The sequence below is a fragment of the Paractinoplanes polyasparticus genome, from assembly GCF_019710575.1.
GTDB classification, from domain to species: Bacteria; Actinomycetota; Actinomycetes; order Mycobacteriales; family Micromonosporaceae; genus Actinoplanes; species Actinoplanes polyasparticus.
On the sequence record NZ_JAHWFK010000001.1, the window covers coordinates 874,897 to 898,559 of the forward strand.

Genomic DNA, 23,663 nt, shown 5'->3' on the forward strand with positions numbered 1-23,663 from the left:
GGGGCGGCACCGTACGGGCCGCCCCGCCTGGTCGCCGGGCGCGCGAATCAGGTCGGTGGGCGTGGGCCGTTGCTCAAGTCGATGACGCAGACGGCGTTGCCGAACGGGTCTTCCAGGACGGCGCACCGGCCGACCGGCACCTCGAACGGTGGGGTGCGAACGGCGCAGCCGGCCCGCTCGTAGGTGGCGACCGCGGACACGACGTCGTCGACCAGGTAGTAGACCGTCAGGTCGGGTGGGAGGTCCATGGTGTGCAGGACGATCTCGGCGTCGGTCTCCGGCATGGTCAGACCGACGGCCGACTCGTCGTGCCACAGCGGGCGCAGGTCGAACACGCTCGTGTAGAAGGCCTCCGCCGCGGCCAGGTCGTCGACCCGGACCATCACGCAGTCAATCTTGCGCAGCATGTGCTGACCGTAGCGGTAGCGTCGCGAGCATGGTGGATCATGAGATGTTGCAGGACAAGCCGCACCGGACGGTGGTGCGCGTCGGGGACACCGTGCGGCGGCCGCGGCAACCCTGGTCCGGCAGCGTCCATGAGCTCCTGCAGTACCTCGAGAGCATCGACTACCCGCACTCGCCTCGGTTTCTCGGCGTCGACGAGGAGGGGCGCGAGATCGTGTCCTATATCGAGGGCGAGTCGGGTGGGGACGGCTGGGCCAAGGTGGTCGCGGACGAGGGGCTCGTCGCCATGGCCCGGCGGCTGCGCGAATACCACGACGCCGTCCGGGGGTTCCGGCCCGCGGCCGCCGACGGATGGGCGGGTCGCACGGCGCCGCAGCAGGCGGACGAGGTGATCTGCCACGGCGACTTCGGGCCGTGGAACCTCGTGTGGCACGGCCTGCGGCCGGTGGCCGTCCTCGACTGGGACTATGCCTGGCCGGCGCGGCCGATCCACGATGTCGCGTACGCGCTGGAGTATGTGGCGCCGTTCCGGGACGACGAGACGTGCGTGCGCTGGCTGTCCTTCCCCGCTCCGCCTGATCGCCGGCGCCGGCTGGAGGTCTTTGCCGAGGCGTACGGGCTCGGAAGCTCCGAGGGTCTGGTCGACGCGGTGATCGCCCAGCAGGAGGTCGTGTGGGAACGGGCCCGGCGGCTGGCCGAGCAGGGGTGCCAGCCGCAGGCCGGGTGGCAGGCGACCGGCTTTCTCGACACGACCGGCGAGCGCATCCGCTGGAGCCGCGAGAACCGGTGGCTGTTCGAGTGAGCCTGGTCTCTGCGCCCGCTGAACAGCACGCGGCCCGGGTAGTGGCGTGGGCGTAGCGAACGAGACAACGGAGGTGCCAGATGTCGGATCTGAGCAAGAACACCGAGGCCCAGCTCGAGGAGATCGCCGAGAAGCGCGTCGAGGAGCTGCCGGGCGAGACGGCGCTCGGCCACCGCGACCCCCAGGCCGGCGGCGAAGGCGAGCCGCAGGACTGGAAGGGCAACAGCGACGTCAAGCTTCCCGAATAGGCAGTGACACAGGGGGCCGCCCGGAAAGGGCGACCCCCTGAATCGGCGCAGAGGCGGAACGACGACCGAACTGCGGGGTGGCGACGGACGCCGCTAGGACGAGGTGCACGCGCACCAGCACAGAACACACTTGCGCATCGAGGGGCACGGATCCGAAGGTCGAGGGATGCGAGCCGTCCGCACCGACCTGTCCGTGCCGCGCTACCTGCTCACGGCGGCCACCCACCGCATGGGCCTGCTGCTGTCCCTGCGCGACGACCTGCCCGAGCCGGCTCTGCCCGCCGCGCCCGGCTGGGTACGCGTACGCCCCGAGCTGGCCGGCATCTGCGGTAGCGACATCGGCGTCGCGCGCGCCAAGTCGTCGCTGGTGCTGAGCGCCTTCTACACCGCCCGCCACCAGATCCTCGGCCACGAGATCGTCGCCGTCACCGCGACGGGCGAGCGCGTCGTGATCGATCCGATCGTCTCCTGCGCGCACCGCGGCTTCCCGCTCTGTCGCTCGTGTACGGACGGTTTCCCGTACGTCTGCGAACGCTTCGACGAACCCGGTGTCTCCGGCTGCCGCGCCCCGTCGCTCGGCTTCGACGCAGCGCTGGGCGGCGGCTGGGGCGAGTCCCTGGTCGCGCACGAGTCCCAGCTGCACCCGGTCGGCTCACTGCCGTCGCGGCGCGCGGTGCTGGCCGAGCCGGCCTCGATCGCCCTGCACGCCGCCCTGCACTGGAAGCGCCGCGGCGACCGGGCCGTGGTGATCGGCCCCGGCCCGATCGGCCTGCTGGTCATCGCCGCGCTGCGCCGCCTGCACCCCAGCCTCGACATCACCGCCGTCGGCCCCGGAACGTTCAGCCCGGCGTACGCGGCGAAGGCCGGCGCCGACCGCACGCTGCCACCCGGCCCGGGGGTCGTCGAGACCCTGGCCGGCCTGCACGGCGGTCGCGTCATCCGCCCCCGCCTGAGCAAGCCGCTGCTGGAACAGGGCGTCGACGTCGTGTTCGACTGCGTCGGGCTGGCTTCGACCATCGACCTCGGCCTGCACCTGCTGCGCCCCAGCGGCATGCTCGTGCTGATCGGCGCGGCCGGCAAGCAGTCCGTCGACTGGTCCCTGGTCTGGAATCGCCAGCTGACCGTGCAGGGCACCGTCAACTTCGGCCCCGAACCGGCCCTCGGCGGCCGCCACACCATGGCCCAGGCCGTCGAGTGGCTGGCCGACCCGTCCTACCCGGTCGACGACCTGGTCACCCACGTCTACGGCCTGCCCGAGTGGCGCGCCGCCCTGACCACCGCCGCCGCCGGCCCGAGCGCGTCCGCGATCAAGGTCGCCCTGCGCCCCAACCCCGACCTCCCCTTGATCACCTGACCGGTTCCCGAGCGCGCGCTCAACGGCAACCTGTTGTGCGTCGTGCGGGACAGGGCAGTTGTTGATCAAGACCCGAGGTGTCGCCTAGCCTCTGGTGATGGCCGAGTCCGACGTCGTGGACATTTCCCGGCTGTCGGCAGGACTCTTCGTGGAGTACCGCGGCCCCACGGAGACCGGCCCCGACGTCACGATGGCCCACGGGGGAGATCCCGAACCGCTGTGCGGTCGCCTGTGGCATGGACATCCCGGCCCCGCTGCGAAACAGACCCTAGTAGCGGAACTTGTGCCGAGAGCTGCGCCGGTTCATCCGCGCCGGTAACTCGTCCAGGTTGTCGCCATGGCGCAGCTCGTTCGGCTCATGGCTCTGGGTGAAATCCCGCATCGTCACGACGAAGCCCTGGACCAAACGGTCCGCGCGCAGGTCGCGGTACGTGACCTCGACCAGCACCTGACTCCTGTCGGCCCGCACCAGCGAGCAGAACACCACGCCGTCGCCCGAGCTGCGGAAGGCCTGACGCAGCTGGTCGCGATCGTCCGGATGCACCAGGTCGTCGAGTGTGGCCAGCGGCGGAAGGTCGTCGGCGCCGAGCAGCTCGCGCAGCGACGGAGTGGCGTACCGGATGCGCTGGTCCTCGTCGATCACCACCATGATGTCCGCGCTGCTCCGGATCACCGCGCGCAGATAGAGGTCACTGTCGCGGCGGCCGACCGCCTCCACCAGGGAGATGCGATCCAGCGCGAGCGCCGCCTGACCGGCCAGCACCTCGAGGGTGTCGCGGGTGGCGGTGAGGGTGTCCCGGCGACCGGCCAGGATCAGGGCGCCGCCGCCGGGACGGGCGACGGCGAGCGGTTCCAGCCAGAGCGGGCAGACCAGTGTGGCGTAGCCGTCGTCCTCGTCCTCGTCCTCGACCCACCAGCTGCGGGTCGGTGGGCCGGCGCCGAGGCCGGGCACCGCTTCGAGCGTGAGCCGGCGGTCGTCGACGGCGAAGACGGTGCTCCGGACAGCGTCCGGTGGCATGAGCTCGGCGACAGCGGCTCGGACGGCCTCGTCCACAGCGGCTGTGTCGGAGGCGGCGACCAGCGCGGCGCTCGCATGCCGCAAGCCGCGCTCACGTGTCAGGGCCTGACCGTTCAGGGTCACCGAGTCGGTCAGCCGCGTGATGGTCAGGAGAAGGGTGATCGCGCCGGCCACGGCGATCACCACGCCGTCGCCGACCCGGCCGTTGATCGCCTCGATCAGCAGAACGACCGGCGGGGTCGCGACGGAGATGCCCAACAGCACCGCCCACCGCATGCGCCACGAGCTCGCCCGTGGCACTGCGGGCTCGGTGAGCCGCACCATCGACGGATGCAACGCGGCGGCGCCCCACGACAGATAGAGCACCACGAATCCTGACTCGCTCAGCCGGCCCGGCCACAGCGGTTGCAGGATGTCGCTGACCAGGACACCCACCGCACCGACGACCAGCAGCGCGGCCGAGACGTTGGGGCCCACGGCGACCAGCACACGGACGACCACCGCGAGCAGCAGCAGGGCTCCGATGACGTACGCCCCGGAGATGTTCCCGATCCGGCCCGCGTCCCCGATGACGAACACCCAGACCACCAGCAGCGCCGAGCACGCGAACGCGAGCAGGTCGATGAGCCGGGCCCGGTCGACGAGAATCGCACCGACGCGGGTCAGACGCAGCAGGGCGCAGGCGACCAGCACGAACATGACGTAGAAGCAGACATCGGCCACGGCGGGCCGGTTCAACGCCGTCAGCACGTCACCGGCGGTGCTCGCCACGATGGCCCCGGCGAGCAGCAGCCAGGGTCCGATCCGGGCCGGCCGGTGGCGACGGACCCCGTAAACGATGGCGGCCGCGCTACCGATTCCGAGCACGGCCCATTCGATGGCCCTCAACACGCCTAACTACTACCAGCGGCGTCGCACTCGCGCCATGGGCCGACAGAGCGACTCGTCCCGGCCGACGACATGGTCGAGAGTCATGCACGGAAACGCCGGAGGTACTAGCGTGTGTGCCGTGGTGAAGGACGGCTCATGAGTCTAGAGAAGGTCATCTTCGGCTTCTTCGTGCTGCTGGCGGCCACCCTCAACTTCGGGTTCTTCATCGGCGACATCTCGAACGCGGCCCTGCACAACGAGTACGAGCTGTTCGCCGCAGTCGTGGTCAACCTGATCGCCACCGTTCTCAAGTTCGGCGACCGCACCCAGATCGGCGCCGTGCACCTGGCGACCAGCCTGGTGGCCGACCTCCAGCTCATCGCGGCCACGCTCACCTGGGTGTACGCCACGCAGATCTCCACCGCGGGCATGACGCCCGAGGCCACGGCCAGTGTGGTCTCGCTCTCGGGCGGGGCGCTGCTGGCCAATCTCGTGTCCGTCGCCCTGCTGGTGATCGAGACGACGACCTTCCAGCGGCGATGAGGCGGCCCGTCCCCCGCGGACGTTTCCACCGGCACACGGCCATCGCGCGCCCCGCCGAGGGCTCCCCCACCGTCTTCCTGGTGCTGCGCCGCATGCGGGCGCCCCTGATCGTGCTGATCCTCATCTTCGCGATCAGCGTCTTCGGCCTCACCCTGATCCCCGGGCAGGACGCTGACGGCAACCCCGTGCGCATGGGGTTCTTCGACGCCTTCTACTTCATGAGCTACACCGCCACCACCATCGGGTACGGCGAGATCCCGCACCCGTTCACCGGCGCTCAGCGACTCTGGGTGACCGCGACCATCTACCTCACGGTGATCGGGTGGGCCTACGCCATCGGTTCGCTGCTGGCCACCCTGCGCGACCGGGCGTTCCGCGAGGCCCTCGCCCTGCGCCGCTTCACCGGCACCGTCAAGCGCCTGCGCGAGCCGTTCCTGCTGGTCGTCGGGTACGGGCAGACCGGTCAGCTGCTCGGTCACGCGCTCGACTCGATGGGCCGCCGCCTGGTCGTCGTCGACAGCTCACCCGAGCACATCGACACGCTCGACATCGACCCCTACTTCTCCGACATCCCGGGCCTGGTGGCCGACGCCCGCAACCCGCACACGCTGGGCGTCGCCGGCCTGGAGCACCCGGGCTGCGAGGGAGTAGTGGCGCTGACCGACGACGACGAGACCAACTTGATCGTGGCCATGACGGTCGCCCTCGTGCGCCCGGGCCTGCCGGTGATCGCCCGCACCGTCTCGCCGGCGATCGAGCACCGCATGCGCGCGTTCGGCTCGCCGACGGTGGTCAACCCCTTCGACCGGTACGGGGATCATCTGCGCCTGGCGTTGCACGCCCCCTCGTCGTACCTGTTGCTGTCGTGGCTCATCCGCGAGGAAGGCGCCGAGATGCCCCAGCTCGGGCGCCCGCCGGGCAGTGGACGCTGGGTGGTCTGCGGTTTCGGGCGGTTCGGGCACAAGCTCACCGAGGACCTGCGCGCCGACGGCCTCGAGGTGACGGTGATCGACCCGCACCCCGGCGCCCAGCCCGGCCTGAGGATCATCGAGGGTGACGCGTCCGAGCCATCGGTGCTGGCCGAGGCCGACCTGTCGACCGCGTCCGGCTTCGTGGCCGGCACCGACAACGACGCCACGAACCTGTCGCTGGTGGCCGCCGCCCGCACGGCGAACCCGTCCCTGTTCATCGGGGCGCGGCAGAACCGTCCGGCCAACGCCCCACTGTTCGCCGCCATGGAGATCGACTGGCTGCTGGTTCCCAGCGAGATGGCTGCCCGCGAGATCTACGCCCGGTTGAGCACGCCCATGCTGTGGCGCTTCCTGCGGAAGATGCCGGAGCTGGGCGACGACTGGGCGGCCGACACGCTCGACCGCATGCGCGCCTATTGCGGCGCGCGGCTGGGCGCGCTGTGGAAGATGACGCTCTCCGAACGGGATGCGCCGGCCCTGCAACCCTGGCTTCGCTCTGGCGTGGCGGTCGGCGACCTGTTGCGCAGCCCGCGCGACCGCGACAAGCGGCTGGACGCCGTCCCGTTGATGCTCGCGCGCGACGGCGGGACGGTGCTCGGCCCGGGTGACGACGTGCAGGTGCGGACGGGCGACGAGATCCTGTTCGTCGGCCGGCCCTACTCGCGGCGGGCGCTGGTCGACACCGTCACCAACCGGGTCGTGGCCGAGTACGTGATCTCGGGTCGTGAGGTCCCGGCCGGCTGGGTGTGGCAACGCGTAACGGGAAAGATACCGACAGAGGTCGAAAGCAGCGATTCGTCGGGGCGTTCGTCGGACGATCCATAAGACAATCGGTCATGAATCCCTCATGCAAGCGCACATGCACGTGCAGATGCCCTTGTGCAGCTGCAAAGCACCGCGCAGGATGGACGCCAGCGTTCCACATTCTGACGCGGCCGTGCGCCGCTCGGCCCCGCGAGGTGAGATGACCATCGACGACAGACCCGCGGGCACCGTCTGGACCTTCGCCGAGGAGGACTACCGATTCGGCATCGGCCCCTTGCGGCTCCGCATCGACCGGATCCTGGCCGGCGCCCCCGTCCACCAGGACGGTGATCTCTGGTACGAGGTCGAGGGCGTCGAAGTGAGCGACCAGGGCCGCATCGTCGGTCCCCGCCGGGCCACGGTGCGCGCCTCTCGCCTGCCCAGCGTGCGGCCTAAGTGACGAAGACGGCCACCTCGTCGTGGCTGGCCCGTTCGTCCCAGCGGGTCAGCACCTTGCGCGCTTCCTCCGCCACCACGGCGAATCCGTAGTCGTCGCCCGCGAACGACCGGATGGCGTCGACGTCGGCGAAGAACGTGATCGACGTGAAGCGCACGTCGTCGCCGTCCTGATGCCGCAGCAGCCGGGCGCCCCGGAAACCCTCGATGCCCCGTAACTCGGTCGCCACCACCGTCGCGTAGTGCCGCTGATAGTCGTCGGCCTCCGACGCCTTGGTCCAACCCCGCCAGGTCCGCGCGATCATGCCGTCGCCCCTCGTCGGTCCGTCCGAGACCTCAGCATGCCGGAGTTACGAGGCGCAGGCCACCACGGACGGGCGGCGCAGGCGGCGGGCCAGGATCGGGACGACGCCGAGGCAGGTGGCGCCGATCGCGGTGAGCAGCAGGCCCAGGCCGCCGGTGGCATCGGCGCCCGCGGTCAGCAGGCCGACGCCGGCGAACGCGCCGACCCACAGCGCGGTGCCGAGGCCCGACCACAGGACGAAGCGCCCGAACGGCATGCGCACCACGCCCGCCACGATCGGGACGACCGCGTGCACGACCGCGACGAAGCGCACTGCCACCAGGGCCGATGCGCCCCGGTCGCGCAGGTAGTTCTCGGCACGGTCGAAGCGGGCAGCGCCGATGCGGCGGCCCAGCCGGGTCGTGCGCAGCCGGGGCCCGAAGGCCCGGCCCACCGCGTACCCGGCCATCTGCCCGGCCAGAGCACCCGACGTGCCCACCGCCAGAACGGCGAGGAAGCCGAGCGGCCCGTCGGGCAACGACCCGGCCAGCATGACCACCGACTCGCCCGGCACCAGCAGGCCGGCCAGGAACGTCATCTCGATGGCGGCGGACAGGAACGTGAAGCCGAGGATCATCCACCGGTCGAGCGTGGACAACCAGTCGACGAAGGCGGCGGCGGTGTTCATCACGTCGGCGAGCATGGGATCAGCCTTCCAATCCCATGCTCGCCGGACCATCGGGCCATACCCCGAGATCACCCTGAGAATGCTCAGGGCTGCACCACCGGGGTTGTCAGGACCCCGGTCGCGGGACGGACGCCGACCTCACGCGGAGCCGGACGCCAGGCCGCACGGTCGAACACCACCAGGGCAACCGCGACCACGGTCCAGGCGTAAAGGCCGAGCGTCAGCATCTCGTCGACATCGCGGCCCTCGTACCCGAGGGTCGTCGAGACGATCGTGCCCTGGATCACGTGGAAGAGCATGACCAGCAGCACGCTGCCGTTGGCCCGGCGGAACAGCCAGCAGTAGACGAAGGTGATCACGAAAGTGGTGAGCAGGCCGACCCAGCCGACCTTGTTGCCCTGCGTCACGAAGACCAGTGGCAGGTGCCAGACCGCAGCGACCAGGCCGAGCACGGCCGCCGACATCAACGGCGCGAAGCGGGCGTCCAGCCGGGGCAGGGCAAAACCGCGCCAGCCCGGCTCCTCGCCGAGCGGCCCGTCGAGCGGGTTGATCCAGCGCAGCGCGAACAGGATGGCCACATCGGCCCAGGCGAGCTGCCAGGACGCGCCGCCGTGCAGAGCGGCCGTGCCGAAGATGACGGCCAGGGGCAGACCGATAGCGGCCACGTAGCAGTACCACGGAACACGCCAGCGGATCAGGCGGCTGCCCAGGTCGCGCAGGGTGCCGGTCACCGCCCCGACGATCAGGGCGGCGACCAGCGGCGCGCACGGCAGCATGGCGGTGCCCTCGATGCCGAACGGCCAGGGCGACCAGCCGATCACGAACACCAGGACGAAGAAGGTGATCAGGGGGTGGCGGCGGATCGCCGCGGCAAGTGATGTCATGCCGTTCACGGTCGTCCGGTCCGGGCGCCGGCGGCACCGTGCCGACCCGCTGTCCACAGGCCGGTTTTCTGGCATGTTCCTTCCGGGGCTGACCGGCCTATCCTGCTGGCATCGACGAGCGCGCGGTTCCCAGCCGTACGCTGCGGTGGAGCCTGGCGGCAGCCGGCGTCGCCGCGGCGGTCGTCTCGCTGGCCCTCGCCCGCCCCAGCGGCGAGCTCGGGCCGGCCGCCCTGTTCGTGTGGATCCTTCTGGCGTACGTCTTCTGCGGTCTGCTCGCCTGGAGCCGACGGCCCGAGAGCGGGTTCGGGCGGCTCATGGTCGTGGTCGGTTTCGGGGCCGCGCTGTCCAATCTGGCCCGATCCTCCGATCCGCTGCTGTTCACGGTCGGGCAGGCCGTCGACCTGCTCGTCGTGGCGCTGTTCCTGCACGTGTTCCTGGCCTTCCCGAGCGGCCGGCTCGGGAAACCGGCCGGTGTGCTGGTCGGTATGGCGTACGCGGTCTCGATCGGTCTGCAGTTGACGGTCATGCTGCTGGGCGCCTTCGGCGAGGGGAACCTGCTCGCGGTGACCGACGCGCCGGGGCTCGTCGACGTGCTGCACGGGATCGAACTGATCACCCTGAGCGGGCTGCTGCTGGCCGGCGTGGGGCTTCTGGGCGTACGGCTGAGACGCGAGCGGCGGGCCGTGCGGTGGCTGGTCGGCTCGTTCGCGCTGGGTCTGGTCGCTCTCGCCGTGCTGCTGGCCATGGGCGCGTTCGCCGTCACCGGGTTCGCGCTGGTGCAGCGGCTGACGCTGGGCGTGCTCGGGCTGGCGCCGGTGGCGTTCCTGGTCGGGCTGCTCGACGCGCGGCTCGCCCAGGCCTCGGTGGGCGATCTGGTGGTCGAACTGCGCGCCGAGCCCGACGATCTGACGCCCGCGCTGGCCCGGGCCATGCGCGACCCGACCGCCGCGCTGTTCTACTGGCTCCCGCAGTACCGCAACTGGGTCGATCACGACGGCTCCCCCGCCACGCTGCCGCCGTCGGTGACGATGATCCTGCGCGACGGCGAGCCGGTGGCCGCGCTCGCCCACCACCCGGCGGTCGAGCCCGGCCTTCTGCAGGCGGTGGTGGCGGCGGTCGAAATGGTCATCGACAATGGCCGGTTGCGGGCCGAGCTGCGGGCGCGGCTGGCCGAGGTCCGCGCGTCCCGCGCCCGGGTGCTCGAGGCGGGCCGCACGGAACGCCGCCGGCTCGAACGCGACCTGCACGACGGCGCCCAGCAGCGACTGGTCGGGCTGTCGCTGCGGCTCGGCCTGCTCGAGGCGCACCTCGACGGCGATCCGGCGGTCCGGCAGGCGCTGTCCGAGGCCCGGGCCGAGGTCGTGACCTCGCTGTCCGAGCTGCGCGACCTCGCGCACGGGCTCTACCCGGCCGTCCTGAGCGGGCACGGGCTGGCGGTCGCCCTCGAGTCGGTGGCCGCGCTGGCCGCCGTGCCCGTGCGGCTCAGCATCACTGTGGACGGTCGATTGCCGGAACCGGTCGAGGTGGCCGCCTACTACGTGGTGTGCGAGAGCCTCACCAACGTGGGCCGGCACGCGGCCGCGTCCGGCGCGTCGGTCGAGGTCGGCCCGGCCGGCAAGGTGCTGGTGGTCGAGATCGCCGACGACGGGGTGGGCGGGGCCGACACCACGCGCGGCAGCGGGCTGCGCGGGCTGGCCGACCGGGTCGAGGCGCTCGGCGGCACGCTGCGGGTGTGGAGCCCCGACGGCGGCGGCACCCGGGTGCGGGCGGAGGTGCCGTGCGGGTAGCGATCGCGGAAGACAGCGTGCTGCTGCGTGAGGGGCTGGCCCGGCTGCTGGCCGACGCGGGCTTCGAGGTGGTGGCCCGCTGCGGCGACGCGTCCGCGCTGCTCGGCGCGGTGGCCTCCCTCGCGCCCGAGGTCGCGGTGGTCGACATCCGGATGCCGCCGACCCACACCGACGAGGGGCTGCGGGCCGCCGTGAAGATCCGCGCCGACCACCCCGGCACGGCCGTCCTGCTGCTCTCCCAGCACGTCGAGCCCGCGCTGGCCATGACCCTGTTCGCCGGTTCCGCGGCCGGCGCCGGCTACCTGCTGAAAGACCGGATCAGCGACGTCGCGGAGTTCCTCTCGGCCGTACGCCGGGTCGCCGCGGGCGGCACCGCGGTCGACCCGGTCATCGTGTCGTCGCTGGTCGCGCGGCGGCGGCCGGACGACCCGCTGGCCGTGCTCACCCCACGCGAGCGGGAGGTGCTCGAGCTCATGGCGAGCGGGCACTCCAACCAGGGCATCGCCGACAAGCTCTACCTGACGCTGCGGGCCGTCGAGAAGTACGTGTCGAGCGTCTTCGGCAAGCTGGGCCTGCCCGCCACCGGCGGCGAGTCGCGGCGGGTGCTGGCCGTGCTGCTGTTCCTGCGGCCGGAAAGTGACCGCAATCGCGGCTAACGTCGGATCCATGCTCACCTGGCCCGCCGTCATTGCCCGCCGCGTCGAGCGCAACCACCTGGCGTCACCCGCAAGCGACCCGGCCGGCGGCGTCGCCCGCCGCGTCGAGCGCAACCAGTTGCCGTCACCCGGAAGCGACCCCGCCGGCGTCGTGGCGGCGATGTGCGGGGCGCACGCGCAGATCCTGTCGGCGGCCGAGATCTCGGTGGCGATGCGGCTGCCGGGGGCCACGCGGGACGACGTACGCAGGGCGCTGTGGACCGACCGGTCGCTGGTCAAGACGTTCGGCCCGCGCGGCACGGTGCATCTGCTGCCCACCCGCGACCTGGGGTTGTGGGCGGGGGCGCTCGCGGCGCTGCCGCACTCCTCGCCGTTCGCGGCGGACGTGCGGATGACGCCGGAGCAGAACGACCGGGTGGTGTCGGCTCTCGACGAGGCGCTGCGCACGGCCGAGGACGGTCTGACCGTGGACGAGCTGTCGGCCGAGGTGGTGGCCCGGGCCGGCCCGTGGGCGGGCGACCTCGTCATGCCCGCGTTCCAGACCATGTGGCCGCGGTGGCGCACGATCGTCGGCTCGCCGCTGACCCAGGGAGTGTTGTGTTTCGGGCCGCAGCGGGGGCGCAACGTCACTTACACCAGTCCCGCGTTGTGGGCGCCCGACTTCGAGCGGTGGGAGCCGATGGCCGCGCTGCGTGAGGTGGTCCGGCGCTACCTGCGGTCGTACGGCCCGGCGACGCCGGCGCAGGTCGCGCGGTGGCTGGCCGCTCCCCCACGCTTCATCGCGGACGTGTTCTCGTCGCTCGAGCTGCAACCGGTGACGATCGACGGCGACGAGACCATGCTGCTGGCCGGCGACGACGCCTTCGGAGCATCCGCGCCGGCGGGCGTCCGGCTGCTGCCCTACTTCGACGCGTACGGCGTGGGAGCGCACCCCCGGGCGGTGACCTTTCCGGGCCGGGCCTTCGAGCGGGCGCTCGCCCGCGGCCAGGCCGGCAACTACCCCGTGCTGCTGATCGACGGGCGGGCCGCCGGTGTCTGGCACCATCGGCTCTCGGGCCGTCGCGTGCACGTCACCGTCGAGCCGCTGGATCCACTGCCGCGGCCACGGTTGAGCGCGCTGGAGACCGAGGTCGAGCGGCTCGGGCACATCCTCGGCGCGACGCCCACCCTCACCGTCGGCGAGGTGAAGGTGGGACCGCACGCCTGAGGTCCGTCAGCCGGCGACCGGGATCACTTCGGGTTGCGGCTCGGGGGCGGCAGCCGTCTCGGTGGACTCGGACGGGATCGAGGCGATGCCGGCCAGGATGAGGGCGCCGCCCAGCATTTGCAGCAGGGTCAGGGACTCGCCCAGCACCAGCCAGGCGAAGATCGAGGCGAAGACGACCTCGAGCAGGCCCAGGAACGACGCCAGGCGGGAGCCCAGGCGAGCCGATCCGGCGATCCCCGTGGCGTACGCGATAGCCGTGCCCGCGATGGCCACCACCGCCAGCGGAACCCACCATGGTGCGGAGCCGCCGAGCAGCGCCACGTCGCCGCCGACCGTCTCCAGCGGCAGCGCGCCGGTCAGGCCGATCAGGCCCAGCGCCAGGCCGCCGAGCAACAGACCGGCCCCGGCCAGGGCTACCGGTGGCAGGCCGTCGGCGGGGCGGGCGGCGACCACGAAGTAGACGGCACAGCCGACCGCGGCGGCGAAGGCGAGGGCCAGGCCCAGCGGGTCAACCGCTTGCAGGGCGCCGGGACCGATGACCAGCACCAGACCGCCGATGGCGAGCACCGAACCGAGCAGCACCGCCGGCCGGGGCATCCGCCGCGTTGTCGCCCAGGCCCACAGCACCAGCAGCAGCGGGGCCAGGTATTCGATGAGCAGAGCGGTCGAGACGGGGATGCGGGAGATCGCGGCGAAGTAGGCGAGCTGGGTGAAGGCGACGGCGATCAGGCCCATGCCGAGGACCCGCCAGCGGGCACGCCACAGCGCCGACCAGCGGCCGCGCAGCGCGAACAGCACGATGGGCAGCAGGACTACGCTGCCGGCGAGGGCGCGTACGGTGACGGCGGCGGCCGGGGACCAGCCGGCCTCGAGAAGCGGCTTGATGAACGCGCCGGACGTGCCGAACGACACTGCGGACAGAACCATCGCGGCCACGCCGAGGTGCTGGGGCTTCACTTCCGCCTCCGATCACGCGTTACTGTCATGAGCTAAATTGCTTATACTCCTGACGCTAGGCTCGACTCAGTGAGGAGTCAAATTGCTTTTTGCCCCTGACACGGAGGAGTCGCTCAACTTCGTGGTGGCGCTGGCCAACACGACACCGGGCAGCTCCCGCAGCGGCGAGGACGAGCTGACCACCGTCGAGCAACTGGCCACGCTGCTGACCCGGTTCACGTACACGGGCCGCATCGACCATGACCAGGCCGAGCTGGACGAGGTGCGCGAGACCCGTACGTTGCTCCGCTCGGTCTGGGGACTGGACCGCGACGACGCGGTCGAGGTCGTCAACCGCATGCTGCGCGACGCCAAGGCCCTGCCGTTCCTGACCCGGCACGACGAGCTCGACTGGCACATGCACGCCACCTCCCCCGACGCGCCGCTGGCCGAGCGGATCCGGGCCGAGGTCGCGCTGGCGTTCACCGACGTGATCCGCATGAACGAGATGAGCCGCCTGCGCATGTGCGGAGCCGACGACTGCGACGGCCTGGTGCTCGACCTGTCCCGCAACGGCTCGAAACGCTTCTGCACCGTCCGCTGCGGCAACCGGATGAACATGATCGCCTTCCGCGAACGCAAAGCCGGCGCCTGACCCGTCCGCGCCTACCGCCACGACACGCCCGCGCTCCGAGCCGGCATCACGGCACACGGTTACAGGCCGGCACTGCGGCACGCGGTTGCAGGCCGGCGCCGCGGCACACGGTTGCAGGTCGGCGTCGCGTCATGCGCGTTTCGGTCGGCGTCGCGCCATGCGCGTTTCGGTCGGCGTCGCGTCATACGCGTTTCGGGTCGGCGGCGCGGCATACGCGTTTCGGGTCAGCGGCGCGGCACGCGCGATTCGGGTCGGCGTCGGCGGGCGGCAGGCGCTAGGGTCGGTTCATGATGCTGCGGGAGCTCATCGGCCGGGTGTTGCGGCGCACGCGATTGGCGCAGCGCCGCACGTTGCGCGAGGTGGCCGACGCCGTCGGCATGTCGATCGGCCATCTTTCCGAGGTCGAGCGCGGCCGCAAGGAGCCGTCGTCCGAGATGCTGGCGGCCATCTGCCGGGCGCTCGGCATCTCGATGACCGACCTGCTGGCCGCCGTCCTCCACGACCTCCAACCGCGCATGCACCGCTTCGAGGTTGCCGCGCAGCAGCACCCCGCCGCCGGCCGCGTGCGTGCCCGGCGCATCGACTTCGAACTCGCCGCCTGACGCCCCGCGCCGCCTGACGCCCCGCGCCGCCTGACGCGCCACGCCACGCCGGACGCTCCCGCGCCGCCTGACGCAGGCAAGCGCGGCAACGCCCTCACCTGACCCCGCGCGCGACCTCGGCGCAGCACCGGCCCCGCTACGGCTTGCGCGCGACTTCAGCGCAGCCGTCGCTCCCACTACGGCCTGGACGCAGTCGCCAACCCCATTACGGGGCTGCGCGTGACCCTGGCGCAGCAATGGCCCCGCTACGGCTTGCGCGCGACCCCGGCGTAGCCGTCGACGATCACCTTGTCGCCGGTGGCCGGGCGCCACTCGGGGATCGGGACGATGCCGGGCTCGACCAGCTCGAGACCGTCGAAGAACGAGGTGAAGTCGGCGACCTCCCGCAGGTGGTAGGGCACGGCGCCGCTCTCGTTGTACTGCCGGTGCGACTCGATGACCCGCTCGCTGGTGGCCGTGCCGTCCGACATCGTGAGGTAGCTGCCGGACGGCAGCTCAGCGACCAACCCCTGCACGATGGCCCGCGCCTCGGCCGGGTCGTGGACGTGGCCCATCACGCCCAGCAGCATGAGCGCGACCGGCTGCGAGAAGTCGAGCGTCCGCTTCGCTTCCTCGATGACGCCCGCCGCGTCCTTCAAATCCTTGTCGATGTACGTCGTGACGCCCTCGGCCGTGCTGGTCAGCAGCGCCCGGGCGTGGCTGAGGACCAGCGGGTCGTTGTCCACATAGACGATCTTGGCGTCCGGCGCGACACGCTGAGCCACCTCATGGGTGTTGTCGACCGTCGGCAAACCGGTGCCGACGTCGAGAAACTGGCGGATGCCGCGATCCGCCGCGAGAAACGTGACCGCGCGTCCCAGGAAAGCCCGGGTCTGCCGGGCCGCGTCGACGATCTCGGGGAACACGGCCTTGACCTCCTCACCGACCGCGCGGTCGGGCCCGAAATTGTCCTTGCCGCCCAGCCAGTAGTTCCAGACGCGGGCGGAGTGCGGCACCTCGACGTTCAGCTTCGTCGACAGATCGTCAGTCACGGCTGCAGTGTCCCGAACGGACAGTCCGCTCCGCAACCCGCGGAACGACGAGACCCGAGTCGTACGCGGTGATCACCAGCTGGGCCCGGTCGCGCGCCCGCAACTTGGCCAGCAGGTGGGTCAGATGGGTCTTGACGGTCTTCACGGAGATCATCAACGTGGTCGCTATCTCGTCGTTCGACTGCCCCCGCCCGACCAGCGTGAGCACGTCGACCTCGCGGCCGGTGAGGCCGCCCAGCGACGTGCGGCGCGGAGACGGGTTCGGCGCGGACGTGAAGTGGTGGACCAGCCGGGTGAGGATGGACGGCGCGAACAGCGACTCGCCGCGGTGGGTGCGGCGGACGGCCTCGAGCAGGTCTTCCGGCCGGGCGTCCTTGAGCAGAAAGCCGGACGCGCCGGCGCGCAGGGCCTCGTGCACGTACTCGTCGAGCTCGAACATGCTGAGCACGAGCACGCGGGCCCGGCCGAGCGCGGGGTCGGCGCAGATGCGGCGGGTCGCTTCGAGGCCGTCGACCCGGGGCATGCGCACGTCCATGAGGATCACATCGGGCCGGGTGGCCCGCGCCTCCCGCTGCGCCTCGACGCCGTCACCGGCCTGCCCGACGACCTCGAGATCCGGTTCCTTGTCGATGATCATCGCGAGGCTGCGGCGGAGCAGCGGCTGATCGTCGACGAGCAGCACACGGACGGCGGTCACGGGGTGACCGCCTCGTCCGGGATTCGGGCGGTGAGCTGGAAACCGCCGCCTTTCTCCCGGGCGGCCAGCGTGCCGCCCAGCGCGGTGATCCGCTCGTGCAGGCCCAGCAGCCCGTGCCCGGCGCCCGGCGCGTGCGACCAGCCCGGGGCGGGCCCGTTGTCGGCCACCGAGACCACCAGCACCTCAAGATCGCGACGGACGACGACGCGGACATCGGTGGGCCCGGCATGCCGGGCCGTGTTGCTCAGAGCCTCACGCACGGTCTGGCAGATGGCCAGCTGCACACCGGGTGACACCTCGCCGAGATCGGTCACCGTCAGTTCGGGGCGGACACCGGCGTTCCGAGCCGCTTGGACGATCGCCGGCAACACGCTGAGGTCGTCGACCGGGGCCCGCGGAGCCACCGCGAACTGCCGCACCTCCCAGCCGGGCCGCCGCGCCTCGCGCTCGGACTGCGGCACCGCCTGGCCGTTCTGTGGCATCTTCCGGTCGGACGGCGGCATCTCGTGGCCGGGCGGGGGCATCTCGTGGCCGGGCCGAGGTGGGCTGGACTCGCGCAGGACCGTGAGCATGCGCCGCAGTTCGGCGGTGGCGCCCCGGCTTACCTGTTCGATGTCGGTGAGGGCGTCGGCGACCTCGGGCGGCTTGTCGAGGTGGCGGGTCGAGGCCGCGCGCACGGTGATCAGCCCGAGCCCGTGCGACACGATGTCGTGCAGGTCGCGGGCGATCTTGAGGCGTTCCGACTGGACGGCCTCGGCGGCGGCCCACTCGGTGAGCCGCTGCTCGTAGGCCCGGCGGTCGGCCCGCCACCGCAGCACGGCCCAGACCGCGGCGGTCACCGCCCCGGCCACGAACAGCGCCGGGATGACGGTCGCCGCTCGGCCCTCGGCGCCGCCGGTCACCATCGCCACAGCCGTGACCACGCCGACCGTCACCAGCACCGGGACGGCCCGGGATCGCCTTTCGGGACGACGGTTCGCGCTCATGCCGCCGACTGTAGTTCTCAGACCCTGGTCCGAGAGGCCGCCAAAGTTCTGACCGTGGTCCGACGACATCGCCGGCACCCTCCCGTTGACTTTCCCGCATGATTTCCATCGACCGGGTGAGCCGCCCCGGCATCCTGCACGAGGTGTCCTTCGAGGCCCGTCCCGGCCGCGTCACCGGCTTCCTCGGCCCCAACGGCGCCGGCAAGACGTCCACCGTGCGCATCCTGCTCGGGCTCGACCGGCCCGCGACGGGCACGGCGACGATCAATTCCCAGCCGTACGCGTCCTTGCCGCGCCCCTTGACGGTCGTCGGCGCGCTGCTCGACGGCAGCGGCGCTCATCGGGCCCGCACGGCGCGGGCTCATCTGCGCTGGCTGGCCGCCAGCAACGCGCTGCCGCGAGCAAGGGTCGACGAGGTGCTCGAAGCGGTGGGCCTCACCGCCTCGGCCGGCAAACGGGCCGGCCGGTTCTCCCTCGGCATGAGCCGCCGTCTCGGCCTGGCCGCGGCCCTGCTCGGCGACCCGCCGGTGCTGGTGCTCGACGAGCCGTTCAACGGCCTCGACCCGGCGGGAATCCAGTGGATGCGCGCGTTCCTGAGCCGATGCGCCACCGAGGGTCGCACGGTGCTGCTCTCCAGTCATCTGCTCGACTTCCCGGTCGACGACGTGGTCGTGATCGATCACGGCCGGGTGGTCGCCCGCGGCACGCCGGCCGAGGTCCAGGGCGATCACGACTCGCTGGAAGACGCCTTCCTCTCCTTGACGGGCGCAGCCACGTGGTGAGGGCCGAGTTGTCGAAGCTGCTCGGCCTGCCGACCGCCTGGGCCGGCCTGGTGCTGGGGCTGATCGCCGCGCCCGCGCTGGTCTTCGTCAACACCCCCGGTCTGCGCCGGGCGCTCGAGTCCGGGCGGATCGCCGACCTGGGCTACGAGAATCTCGGCATCGGCCTGCTCGGCGCGCTGATCCTCGGCGTGGTGGCAGTGAGCAGCGAATACACGTCCACCGGGGACGACTCGCCGGGCGCCCACCAGATGACAGCGACGCTTCTGGCCATGCCCCGGCGCTCCCACCTGCTGGTCGCCAAGGGCGTGGCCTTGTCCCTCGTCGTGGCGGTCCAGGGCACGCTGACCGCCTCCGCCACGATGCTGCTGACTCAGGTCATGCTGCCCGACTACGCGCCGCCGTTCGCCCCGGCCCGCATAGCAGCGGCCGTCCTCTACTGGACCCTGCTGGGCCTCCTGGCCTTCGCGACAACCCTGATCTTCCGGAACGGCATCATCACGCTGACCGTCTTCATCGTGAACAGTTCGGTCGTCTCGGTCTCCTATCTGCTGACCAAGCTGACTCCCTGGGCGGCCTATCTGCCCGACATCGTCGGCGCTCACATGTTCCTCCGCAGCATGCCCGGTGAGACCCACATCCCGCCGCTGACCGCCGGCCTGGTGATGACAACCTGGGTGGCTGCTTTCCTGGCCGCCGCCGGCTTTTTCTTCACCCGGCGGTCCGCATGACCAGCGCCCCACCACCCAGCTCCTCCGCCGGCCCCGCCCGAGCCCGTCCGCCCGCCCGCTCCGCGACCCTGACCGAGCTGGGGAACGCCGTCCACGCCGAGCTGCGCAAGCTCGGGACCCTGCCGTCGCTGCGGTGGGCCGCGTTGCTCACCTTGGCCGCCACAGCGCTGCTGGCGCTGGCGGCTCATCGGGCGGCGCCGGGGACGGATCCGATCCGGACGGCGCTGCGGTGGACGCAGGCCGGGTTCCTCGTCTTCGGCGTCCTGGCCGCGACGCACGAGTACGAGTCGGGTGGTCAGATCAGGGCGACGTTGCTGGCTGTCCCCCGGCGTCTCGGTCTCGCCGCCGCCAAGGCCATCGCGCTCGTGGCCGTCGTCGCCGTCCTCGCTGCCCCGGCCGGCACGCCGTACCTGGTCAGCGTGGCTCTCGCCGGCGCCGGGCTGGGTGGGATTCTGCGCAACACGGTGGCCGCCGTCGCGGCCGGGCTGACCCTCTATCTCGTCATCTGCCCGGTGATACTGAGTCGTTTCCCCTCGAGCGCGGCGTGGCTGCCCGACACCGCGCTGCTCGAACCGGGGCGCGGGGCGGCTGCCGCCGTTCTGTGGCCGGTGGCTCTGCTGGTCGTCGCCGCTGTGAGTCTCCGACGGCGGAACGCATGAGGACGTTGCCCTGGGAGCGCTCCCATATAACGATGTGCGTCAATCGTTCATCGTCGGTGACGGGGCGTCTCATGCGTGCCTTTCTGCGTCTTGCCCTCCTCTCGCTCGCGGCAGCCCTGCCCGTCGCGGCCGCGGTGGTCGCGACCAGCACCGCCGACGAGCCGGCGCCCGTCACCGTGCTGACGAGCGACTTCGAAGACGGCACAGTCCAGGGCTGGACGGGCCGTGCGTCCGAGACAATCGCCGTCAGCACGACGACGGCGCACAGCGGATCGGGCAGCCTGTCGGTCACCGGCCGCACGGCGACCTGGCAGGGCCCCTCGCTCGATGTGCTGGGGACGTTCGAGAAGGGCACGGCGTACACGATCTCAGCCTGGGTTCGCCTGGCCGCCGGATCGGACAACGCGCGGCTCAGCGTCGAACGCCGGACGGACGGGGTGGCCGCCTACGACCAGGTCGTGGGCAACACGGCGGTGGACAGTGAGCGGTGGGTCAACCTCGTCGGGCGTTACACGCTCGCCACCGATGTCGACCTCCTGCGGATCTATGTGGAGACGGCGACCTCGACCGAGGCGCTCTTCGTCGACGATGTGATGGCCGGCTACGTTCCGGCGCTGCCGATCCAGACGACCATCCCCTCGGTGCAGGACGTCGTGACGGAGTTCCCGGTGGGGGCGGCGATCACCGGGGCCGAGATCGTCACCGAACACGGGCAACTGCTCGACAAGCACTTCGACCGCGTGACCCCGGGCAACGCGCTCAAGTGGGACGCCACCGAACCGTCCGAGGGCGATTTCACGTACGCCCAGGCCGATCCGCTCGTGAGTTTCGCGAAGGCGCACGGGATGGCGATCCGCGGGCACACGCTCGTCTGGCACAACCAGACGCCGTCGTGGGTCTTCACCGGCGCCGACGGCCAGCCGATGACCGCCACCGCCGACGACAAGGCGCTGCTGCTCGAACGGCTCGAGAACCACATCCGGAACGTGGCCGGGCGCTACGGCACGGACATCGGTGTATGGGACGTGGTGAACGAGGTGATCGACGAGAACCAGTCGGACGGCCTGCGCCGCAGCACCTGGTTCACCGTCGCCGGCCTCGATTACATCCGTACGGCGTTCCGGGTCGCCCGCGAGGCCGCGCCGCACCCGAAACTGTTCATCAACGACTACAACACGAACGTGCCGGCCAAGCGCGACAAGCTGTACGCGCTGGTGGCGCAGCTCCGGGGCGAGGGCGTTCCGATCGACGGCGTCGGTCACCAGATGCACGTCAACGTGAACTGGCCGACCATCGCCGACACGAAGGCCATGCTCGACGAGTTCGTCCCGCTCGGCCTCGAGCAGCAGATCACCGTCGCCGTCGCCGCGAGCCCCAATCGTGCCACGCACTACCACGCGTAAAGCGTCCTAGGATCCTGGCTCGCCGGCTTCCGGTCTTGCTGGTCGGCTCCACCCTTCCTAGTGTGAACGTACCGGTTCGTACAAAGGAGGTCCCATGCGGACGAGCATTGCCACCGTCTGCCTCTCCGGGACGCTCGAGGATCGCCTGGACGCCGCGGCCGCCGCCGGGTTCGACGGTGTCGAGATCTTCGAGAACGACCTCGTCGCCTCGGTCAGCTCACCCGAGGCGATCCGGCTGCGGGTGGCCGATCTGGGGCTCACGATCGGCCTCTACCAGCCGTTCCGCGATGCCGAAGGCGCTCCCCCGGAGCGGTTCGCCACCGTCGAGCGGCGGTTCCGGGCCAAGCTCGGCCTGATGGCGCGGCTCGGCGCCGACACCGTTCTGATCTGCTCGTCCGTCGCGCCCGACACCATCGACGACGACGCGCTCGCGGCGGCCCAGCTGCGACGGCTGGCCGAGATGGCGAACGAGCGCGGCATGCGCATCGCCTACGAGGCGCTGGCCTGGGGGCGGTTCGTCGCGACGTGGGAGCACTCGTGGGAGATCGTGCGGCGCGCGGAGCACCCGGCGCTCGGCCTCTGCCTGGACAGCTTTCACGTTCTCTCGCGCACCGACGCGTACGGGAAGATCGCCGGCCTGCCCGGCGACCGCATCTTCTTCCTGCAGCTGGCCGACGCGCCCCGCCTCGACATGGACGTGCTGCAGTGGAGTCGCCACCACCGCCTCTTCCCGCTACAGGGCCGGCTCGATCTCACCGGCTTCACCCAGGCCGTGCTCGACGCCGGGTACCGCGGCCCGCTGTCGCTGGAGGTCTTCAACGACGTCTTCCGCCAGGCCGACCCCCATCGCACGGCCGTCGACGCCCGCCGCTCGTTGATCGCCTTGGCCGGCACCCTCACGGGTCCGGCCGGACAAAGCGAAACTCGTCCCACCGGACCCCACGAAACTCGTCCAGCCGGACCGCGCGGAACGCTCACCCCGGCGCCCGCCCTCGACGGCATCGCGTTCGTGGAGCTCGGCGTCGACGCGGAGACCGGACCCCAGCTCGACAACCTGCTGCGGGCGCTCGGCTTCGCGCACACCGGGCAGCACCGGTCCAAGGCCGTCCAGCTGTGGGAGCAGGGCTCCGCCCGGATCCTGCTCAACTCGGGAGCGCCCCGCCCGGCCGAAGGCGAAGCCGCGATCCGCGCGTTCGCGCTCGAGAGCACAGACCCGGCCGCCTCGGCCGGGCGAGCCGCCGAGCTGCTCGCCCAGCCCCTCCCCCGCCGCCGGCGGCAGAGCGAGGCCGATCTCACTGCCGTGTCCGCGCCGGACGGCACCGAGATCTTCTTCTGCCGGGGCGACTACTGGCTGGACGACTTCCTGCCGACGGGCGAGACCCGTACGAGGGAAACCGGGATCACCGCCATCGACCACCTCTCGCTGGCCCAGCCGTTCGACCGCTACGACGAAGCGGCCCTCTTCTACCGCAGCGTGCTCGGCCTGACCGACGACGAGGCGGGCGAGTTCGCGGCCCCGTTCGGCCTTGTTCGCACGCTCGCCGTCCGCGACGCCAACCGCCGCGTCCGCCTCGCGCTCAGCGTGCCCCTGCTGCGCCGTGGCGACTGGGCCCCGGCCGTCCCCCACCCGCAGAGCCTCACCCTGCTCACCGACGACCTGGCCCGCACCGCCGCCGCCCTCGAGACCGTCCCCGTTCCGGGCAACTACTACGACGACCTCGACGCCCGGACGGACCTGCCGCCCGAACTGCGCGACACCGTGCGCAAGCTCGGCGCCCTCTACGACTCCGACGAGCACGGCCAGTACCTCCAGCTCTTCACGCCGGTCCTCGGCCACCGCGTGTTCATCGAGATCGTCCAGCGCATCGGCGGCTACCGCGGCTACGGCTTCGCCAACGACCCCGTGCGGATGGCCGCCCATCGAGCCCAGCGCCTCGTATCACGCGCGTAGTACGCTGGGATGGTGCCGTACGAATGGGAGGACTGGGCGCTGGCCGCCCTGCTCGGCATCGAGCCCTACGAGGTGTGGCAGGCGCTCGATGCCCGCCGGCGCTGGCCCCGGCGGGCCGTGAGCGCCACCGGCGTCCCGGTCCTCACCGTGTGGAGCCGCACGGTGGCCGGTCGACCGCTGATCGTCGCGGTCTACCAGACCACCGGCTTCACCTGGAAGGTCATCGGCGCGCGGGAGATGGCGGACGACGAGCTGAAAGAGTTCAGCCGGTGGGAGGAGACCCGATGAGTCACGACGACGCGACACCGCAGACCCCG

At 71.5% G+C, this 23,663-nt stretch carries 25 protein-coding genes and 1 pseudogene; 17 read left to right on the forward strand and 9 right to left on the reverse strand.

The annotated features are described in order from the left end of the window. Positions 1-47: 47 nt before the first annotated feature. The gene (locus KXC43_RS04715; RefSeq protein ID WP_221374612.1) at positions 48-407 is read right to left on the reverse strand and encodes a VOC family protein; all 360 of its coding nucleotides are present in this window, start codon (positions 405-407) and stop codon (positions 48-50) included. Between the two features lie 29 nt (positions 408-436). Here KXC43_RS04715 and KXC43_RS04720 point away from each other — a divergent pair, with 29 nt between their 5' ends. The 3 genes from KXC43_RS04720 to KXC43_RS04730 all read left to right on the forward strand — a co-directional run bounded on the left by KXC43_RS04720 (position 437) and on the right by KXC43_RS04730 (position 2,809). Next, complete coding sequence (locus KXC43_RS04720; protein ID WP_221374613.1) at positions 437-1,207, forward strand: aminoglycoside phosphotransferase family protein; 771 nt, start codon at positions 437-439, stop codon at positions 1,205-1,207. An 80-nt stretch (positions 1,208-1,287) separates the two neighbouring features. Continuing rightward, positions 1,288-1,455, forward strand: a complete 168-nt coding sequence (locus KXC43_RS04725; RefSeq protein WP_221374614.1) for a hypothetical protein — start codon at positions 1,288-1,290, stop codon at positions 1,453-1,455. 166 nt (positions 1,456-1,621) lie between these two features. Continuing rightward, on the forward strand, positions 1,622-2,809 hold the full coding sequence (locus tag KXC43_RS04730; protein WP_221374615.1) for a zinc-dependent alcohol dehydrogenase: 1,188 nt from the start codon (positions 1,622-1,624) through the stop codon (positions 2,807-2,809). Positions 2,810-3,077: 268 nt separating this feature from the next. Here KXC43_RS04730 and KXC43_RS04735 read toward each other — a convergent pair whose 3' ends face one another. Beyond that, positions 3,078-4,718 carry a PAS domain S-box protein gene (locus KXC43_RS04735; RefSeq protein WP_308128954.1) on the reverse strand — a complete coding sequence of 547 codons (1,641 nt, stop codon included), beginning with the start codon at positions 4,716-4,718 and terminating at the stop codon, positions 3,078-3,080. A gap of 135 nt (positions 4,719-4,853) precedes the next feature. Here KXC43_RS04735 and KXC43_RS04740 point away from each other — a divergent pair, with 135 nt between their 5' ends. From KXC43_RS04740 to KXC43_RS04750, 3 genes are all read left to right on the forward strand, one after another. Beyond that, positions 4,854-5,240: a DUF6394 family protein gene (locus tag KXC43_RS04740; RefSeq protein ID WP_221374616.1), complete on the forward strand. Its 387-nt coding sequence runs from the start codon at positions 4,854-4,856 to the stop codon at positions 5,238-5,240. After that, the gene (locus tag KXC43_RS04745) at positions 5,237-7,036 is read left to right on the forward strand and encodes a potassium channel family protein (RefSeq protein WP_221374617.1); all 1,800 of its coding nucleotides are present in this window, start codon (positions 5,237-5,239) and stop codon (positions 7,034-7,036) included. Before KXC43_RS04740 ends, KXC43_RS04745 begins: the two co-directional genes overlap by 4 nt. Before the next feature lie 139 nt (positions 7,037-7,175). Further along, positions 7,176-7,415, forward strand: a complete 240-nt coding sequence (locus tag KXC43_RS04750) for a hypothetical protein (protein ID WP_221374618.1) — start codon at positions 7,176-7,178, stop codon at positions 7,413-7,415. Here KXC43_RS04750 and KXC43_RS04755 read toward each other — a convergent pair. From KXC43_RS04755 to KXC43_RS04765, 3 genes are all read right to left on the reverse strand, one after another. Further along, positions 7,408-7,716 (reverse strand): antibiotic biosynthesis monooxygenase family protein, encoded by a 309-nt coding sequence (locus KXC43_RS04755; RefSeq protein ID WP_221374619.1) that lies wholly within the window; start codon positions 7,714-7,716, stop codon positions 7,408-7,410. The two genes, KXC43_RS04750 and KXC43_RS04755, sit on opposite strands and share 8 nt — an antisense overlap. Before the next feature lie 45 nt (positions 7,717-7,761). Next, positions 7,762-8,397: a DedA family protein gene (locus KXC43_RS04760; protein ID WP_221374620.1), complete on the reverse strand. Its 636-nt coding sequence runs from the start codon at positions 8,395-8,397 to the stop codon at positions 7,762-7,764. 68 nt (positions 8,398-8,465) lie between these two features. Continuing rightward, the gene (locus KXC43_RS04765) at positions 8,466-9,266 is read right to left on the reverse strand and encodes a CPBP family intramembrane glutamic endopeptidase (protein WP_221374621.1); all 801 of its coding nucleotides are present in this window, start codon (positions 9,264-9,266) and stop codon (positions 8,466-8,468) included. Positions 9,267-9,502: 236 nt separating this feature from the next. Here KXC43_RS04765 and KXC43_RS52585 point away from each other — a divergent pair, with 236 nt between their 5' ends. Genes KXC43_RS52585 through KXC43_RS04780 form a run of 3 tightly spaced genes read left to right on the forward strand, consistent with a single transcriptional unit; the run spans position 9,503 to position 12,916 of the window. Then, positions 9,503-11,053: a sensor histidine kinase gene (locus KXC43_RS52585; protein WP_221374622.1), complete on the forward strand. Its 1,551-nt coding sequence runs from the start codon at positions 9,503-9,505 to the stop codon at positions 11,051-11,053. Continuing rightward, positions 11,044-11,709, forward strand: coding sequence for a response regulator transcription factor (locus tag KXC43_RS04775; protein WP_221374623.1), 666 nt, complete (start codon positions 11,044-11,046; stop codon positions 11,707-11,709). The genes KXC43_RS52585 and KXC43_RS04775 overlap by 10 nt, the downstream gene beginning before the upstream one ends. A gap of 10 nt (positions 11,710-11,719) precedes the next feature. After that, positions 11,720-12,916: a winged helix DNA-binding domain-containing protein gene (locus tag KXC43_RS04780; RefSeq protein ID WP_255643356.1), complete on the forward strand. Its 1,197-nt coding sequence runs from the start codon at positions 11,720-11,722 to the stop codon at positions 12,914-12,916. 6 nt (positions 12,917-12,922) lie between these two features. On the opposite strand, the gene KXC43_RS52590 is transcribed toward KXC43_RS04780, so the two are convergent. Further along, entirely contained in the window at positions 12,923-13,873 is a 951-nt protein-coding gene (locus KXC43_RS52590) for an EamA family transporter (protein WP_308128955.1), read from the reverse strand. 82 nt (positions 13,874-13,955) lie between these two features. On the opposite strand from KXC43_RS52590, the gene KXC43_RS04790 reads away from it, so the two are divergent. Both KXC43_RS04790 and KXC43_RS50525 read left to right on the forward strand, forming a co-directional pair. Next, on the forward strand, positions 13,956-14,507 hold the full coding sequence (locus KXC43_RS04790; RefSeq protein WP_221374624.1) for a CGNR zinc finger domain-containing protein: 552 nt from the start codon (positions 13,956-13,958) through the stop codon (positions 14,505-14,507). 287 nt (positions 14,508-14,794) lie between these two features. Beyond that, positions 14,795-15,037, forward strand: a pseudogene (locus KXC43_RS50525) (helix-turn-helix domain-containing protein); the annotation flags it as partial. 317 nt (positions 15,038-15,354) lie between these two features. Here KXC43_RS50525 and KXC43_RS04800 read toward each other — a convergent pair. Genes KXC43_RS04800 through KXC43_RS04810 form a run of 3 tightly spaced genes read right to left on the reverse strand, consistent with a single transcriptional unit; the run spans position 15,355 to position 17,823 of the window. Continuing rightward, entirely contained in the window at positions 15,355-16,164 is an 810-nt protein-coding gene (locus KXC43_RS04800) for an SAM-dependent methyltransferase (protein ID WP_221374763.1), read from the reverse strand. Then, entirely contained in the window at positions 16,133-16,837 is a 705-nt protein-coding gene (locus KXC43_RS04805) for a response regulator transcription factor (RefSeq protein ID WP_221374626.1), read from the reverse strand. The genes KXC43_RS04800 and KXC43_RS04805 overlap by 32 nt, the downstream gene beginning before the upstream one ends. After that, entirely contained in the window at positions 16,834-17,823 is a 990-nt protein-coding gene (locus tag KXC43_RS04810; protein WP_255643357.1) for a sensor histidine kinase, read from the reverse strand. Before KXC43_RS04810 ends, KXC43_RS04805 begins: the two co-directional genes overlap by 4 nt. A gap of 98 nt (positions 17,824-17,921) precedes the next feature. On the opposite strand from KXC43_RS04810, the gene KXC43_RS04815 reads away from it, so the two are divergent. The 6 genes from KXC43_RS04815 (at position 17,922) to KXC43_RS04840 (ending at position 23,634) form a co-directional block, all read left to right on the forward strand. After that, positions 17,922-18,605, forward strand: a complete 684-nt coding sequence (locus KXC43_RS04815) for an ABC transporter ATP-binding protein (protein ID WP_221374627.1) — start codon at positions 17,922-17,924, stop codon at positions 18,603-18,605. After that, a complete protein-coding gene (locus KXC43_RS04820) occupies positions 18,602-19,333 on the forward strand; it encodes a hypothetical protein (protein WP_221374628.1) in 732 nt (243 codons plus the stop codon). The genes KXC43_RS04815 and KXC43_RS04820 overlap by 4 nt, the downstream gene beginning before the upstream one ends. Beyond that, on the forward strand, positions 19,330-19,992 hold the full coding sequence (locus KXC43_RS04825; RefSeq protein ID WP_221374629.1) for a hypothetical protein: 663 nt from the start codon (positions 19,330-19,332) through the stop codon (positions 19,990-19,992). The genes KXC43_RS04820 and KXC43_RS04825 overlap by 4 nt, the downstream gene beginning before the upstream one ends. Continuing rightward, the gene (locus KXC43_RS04830; protein ID WP_255643358.1) at positions 19,989-21,395 is read left to right on the forward strand and encodes an endo-1,4-beta-xylanase; all 1,407 of its coding nucleotides are present in this window, start codon (positions 19,989-19,991) and stop codon (positions 21,393-21,395) included. Before KXC43_RS04825 ends, KXC43_RS04830 begins: the two co-directional genes overlap by 4 nt. Before the next feature lie 94 nt (positions 21,396-21,489). Further along, entirely contained in the window at positions 21,490-23,346 is a 1,857-nt protein-coding gene (locus KXC43_RS04835; protein ID WP_221374630.1) for a sugar phosphate isomerase/epimerase and 4-hydroxyphenylpyruvate domain-containing protein, read from the forward strand. Positions 23,347-23,358: 12 nt separating this feature from the next. After that, positions 23,359-23,634 carry a hypothetical protein gene (locus tag KXC43_RS04840; RefSeq protein WP_221374631.1) on the forward strand — a complete coding sequence of 92 codons (276 nt, stop codon included), beginning with the start codon at positions 23,359-23,361 and terminating at the stop codon, positions 23,632-23,634. Positions 23,635-23,663 lie beyond the last annotated feature (29 nt).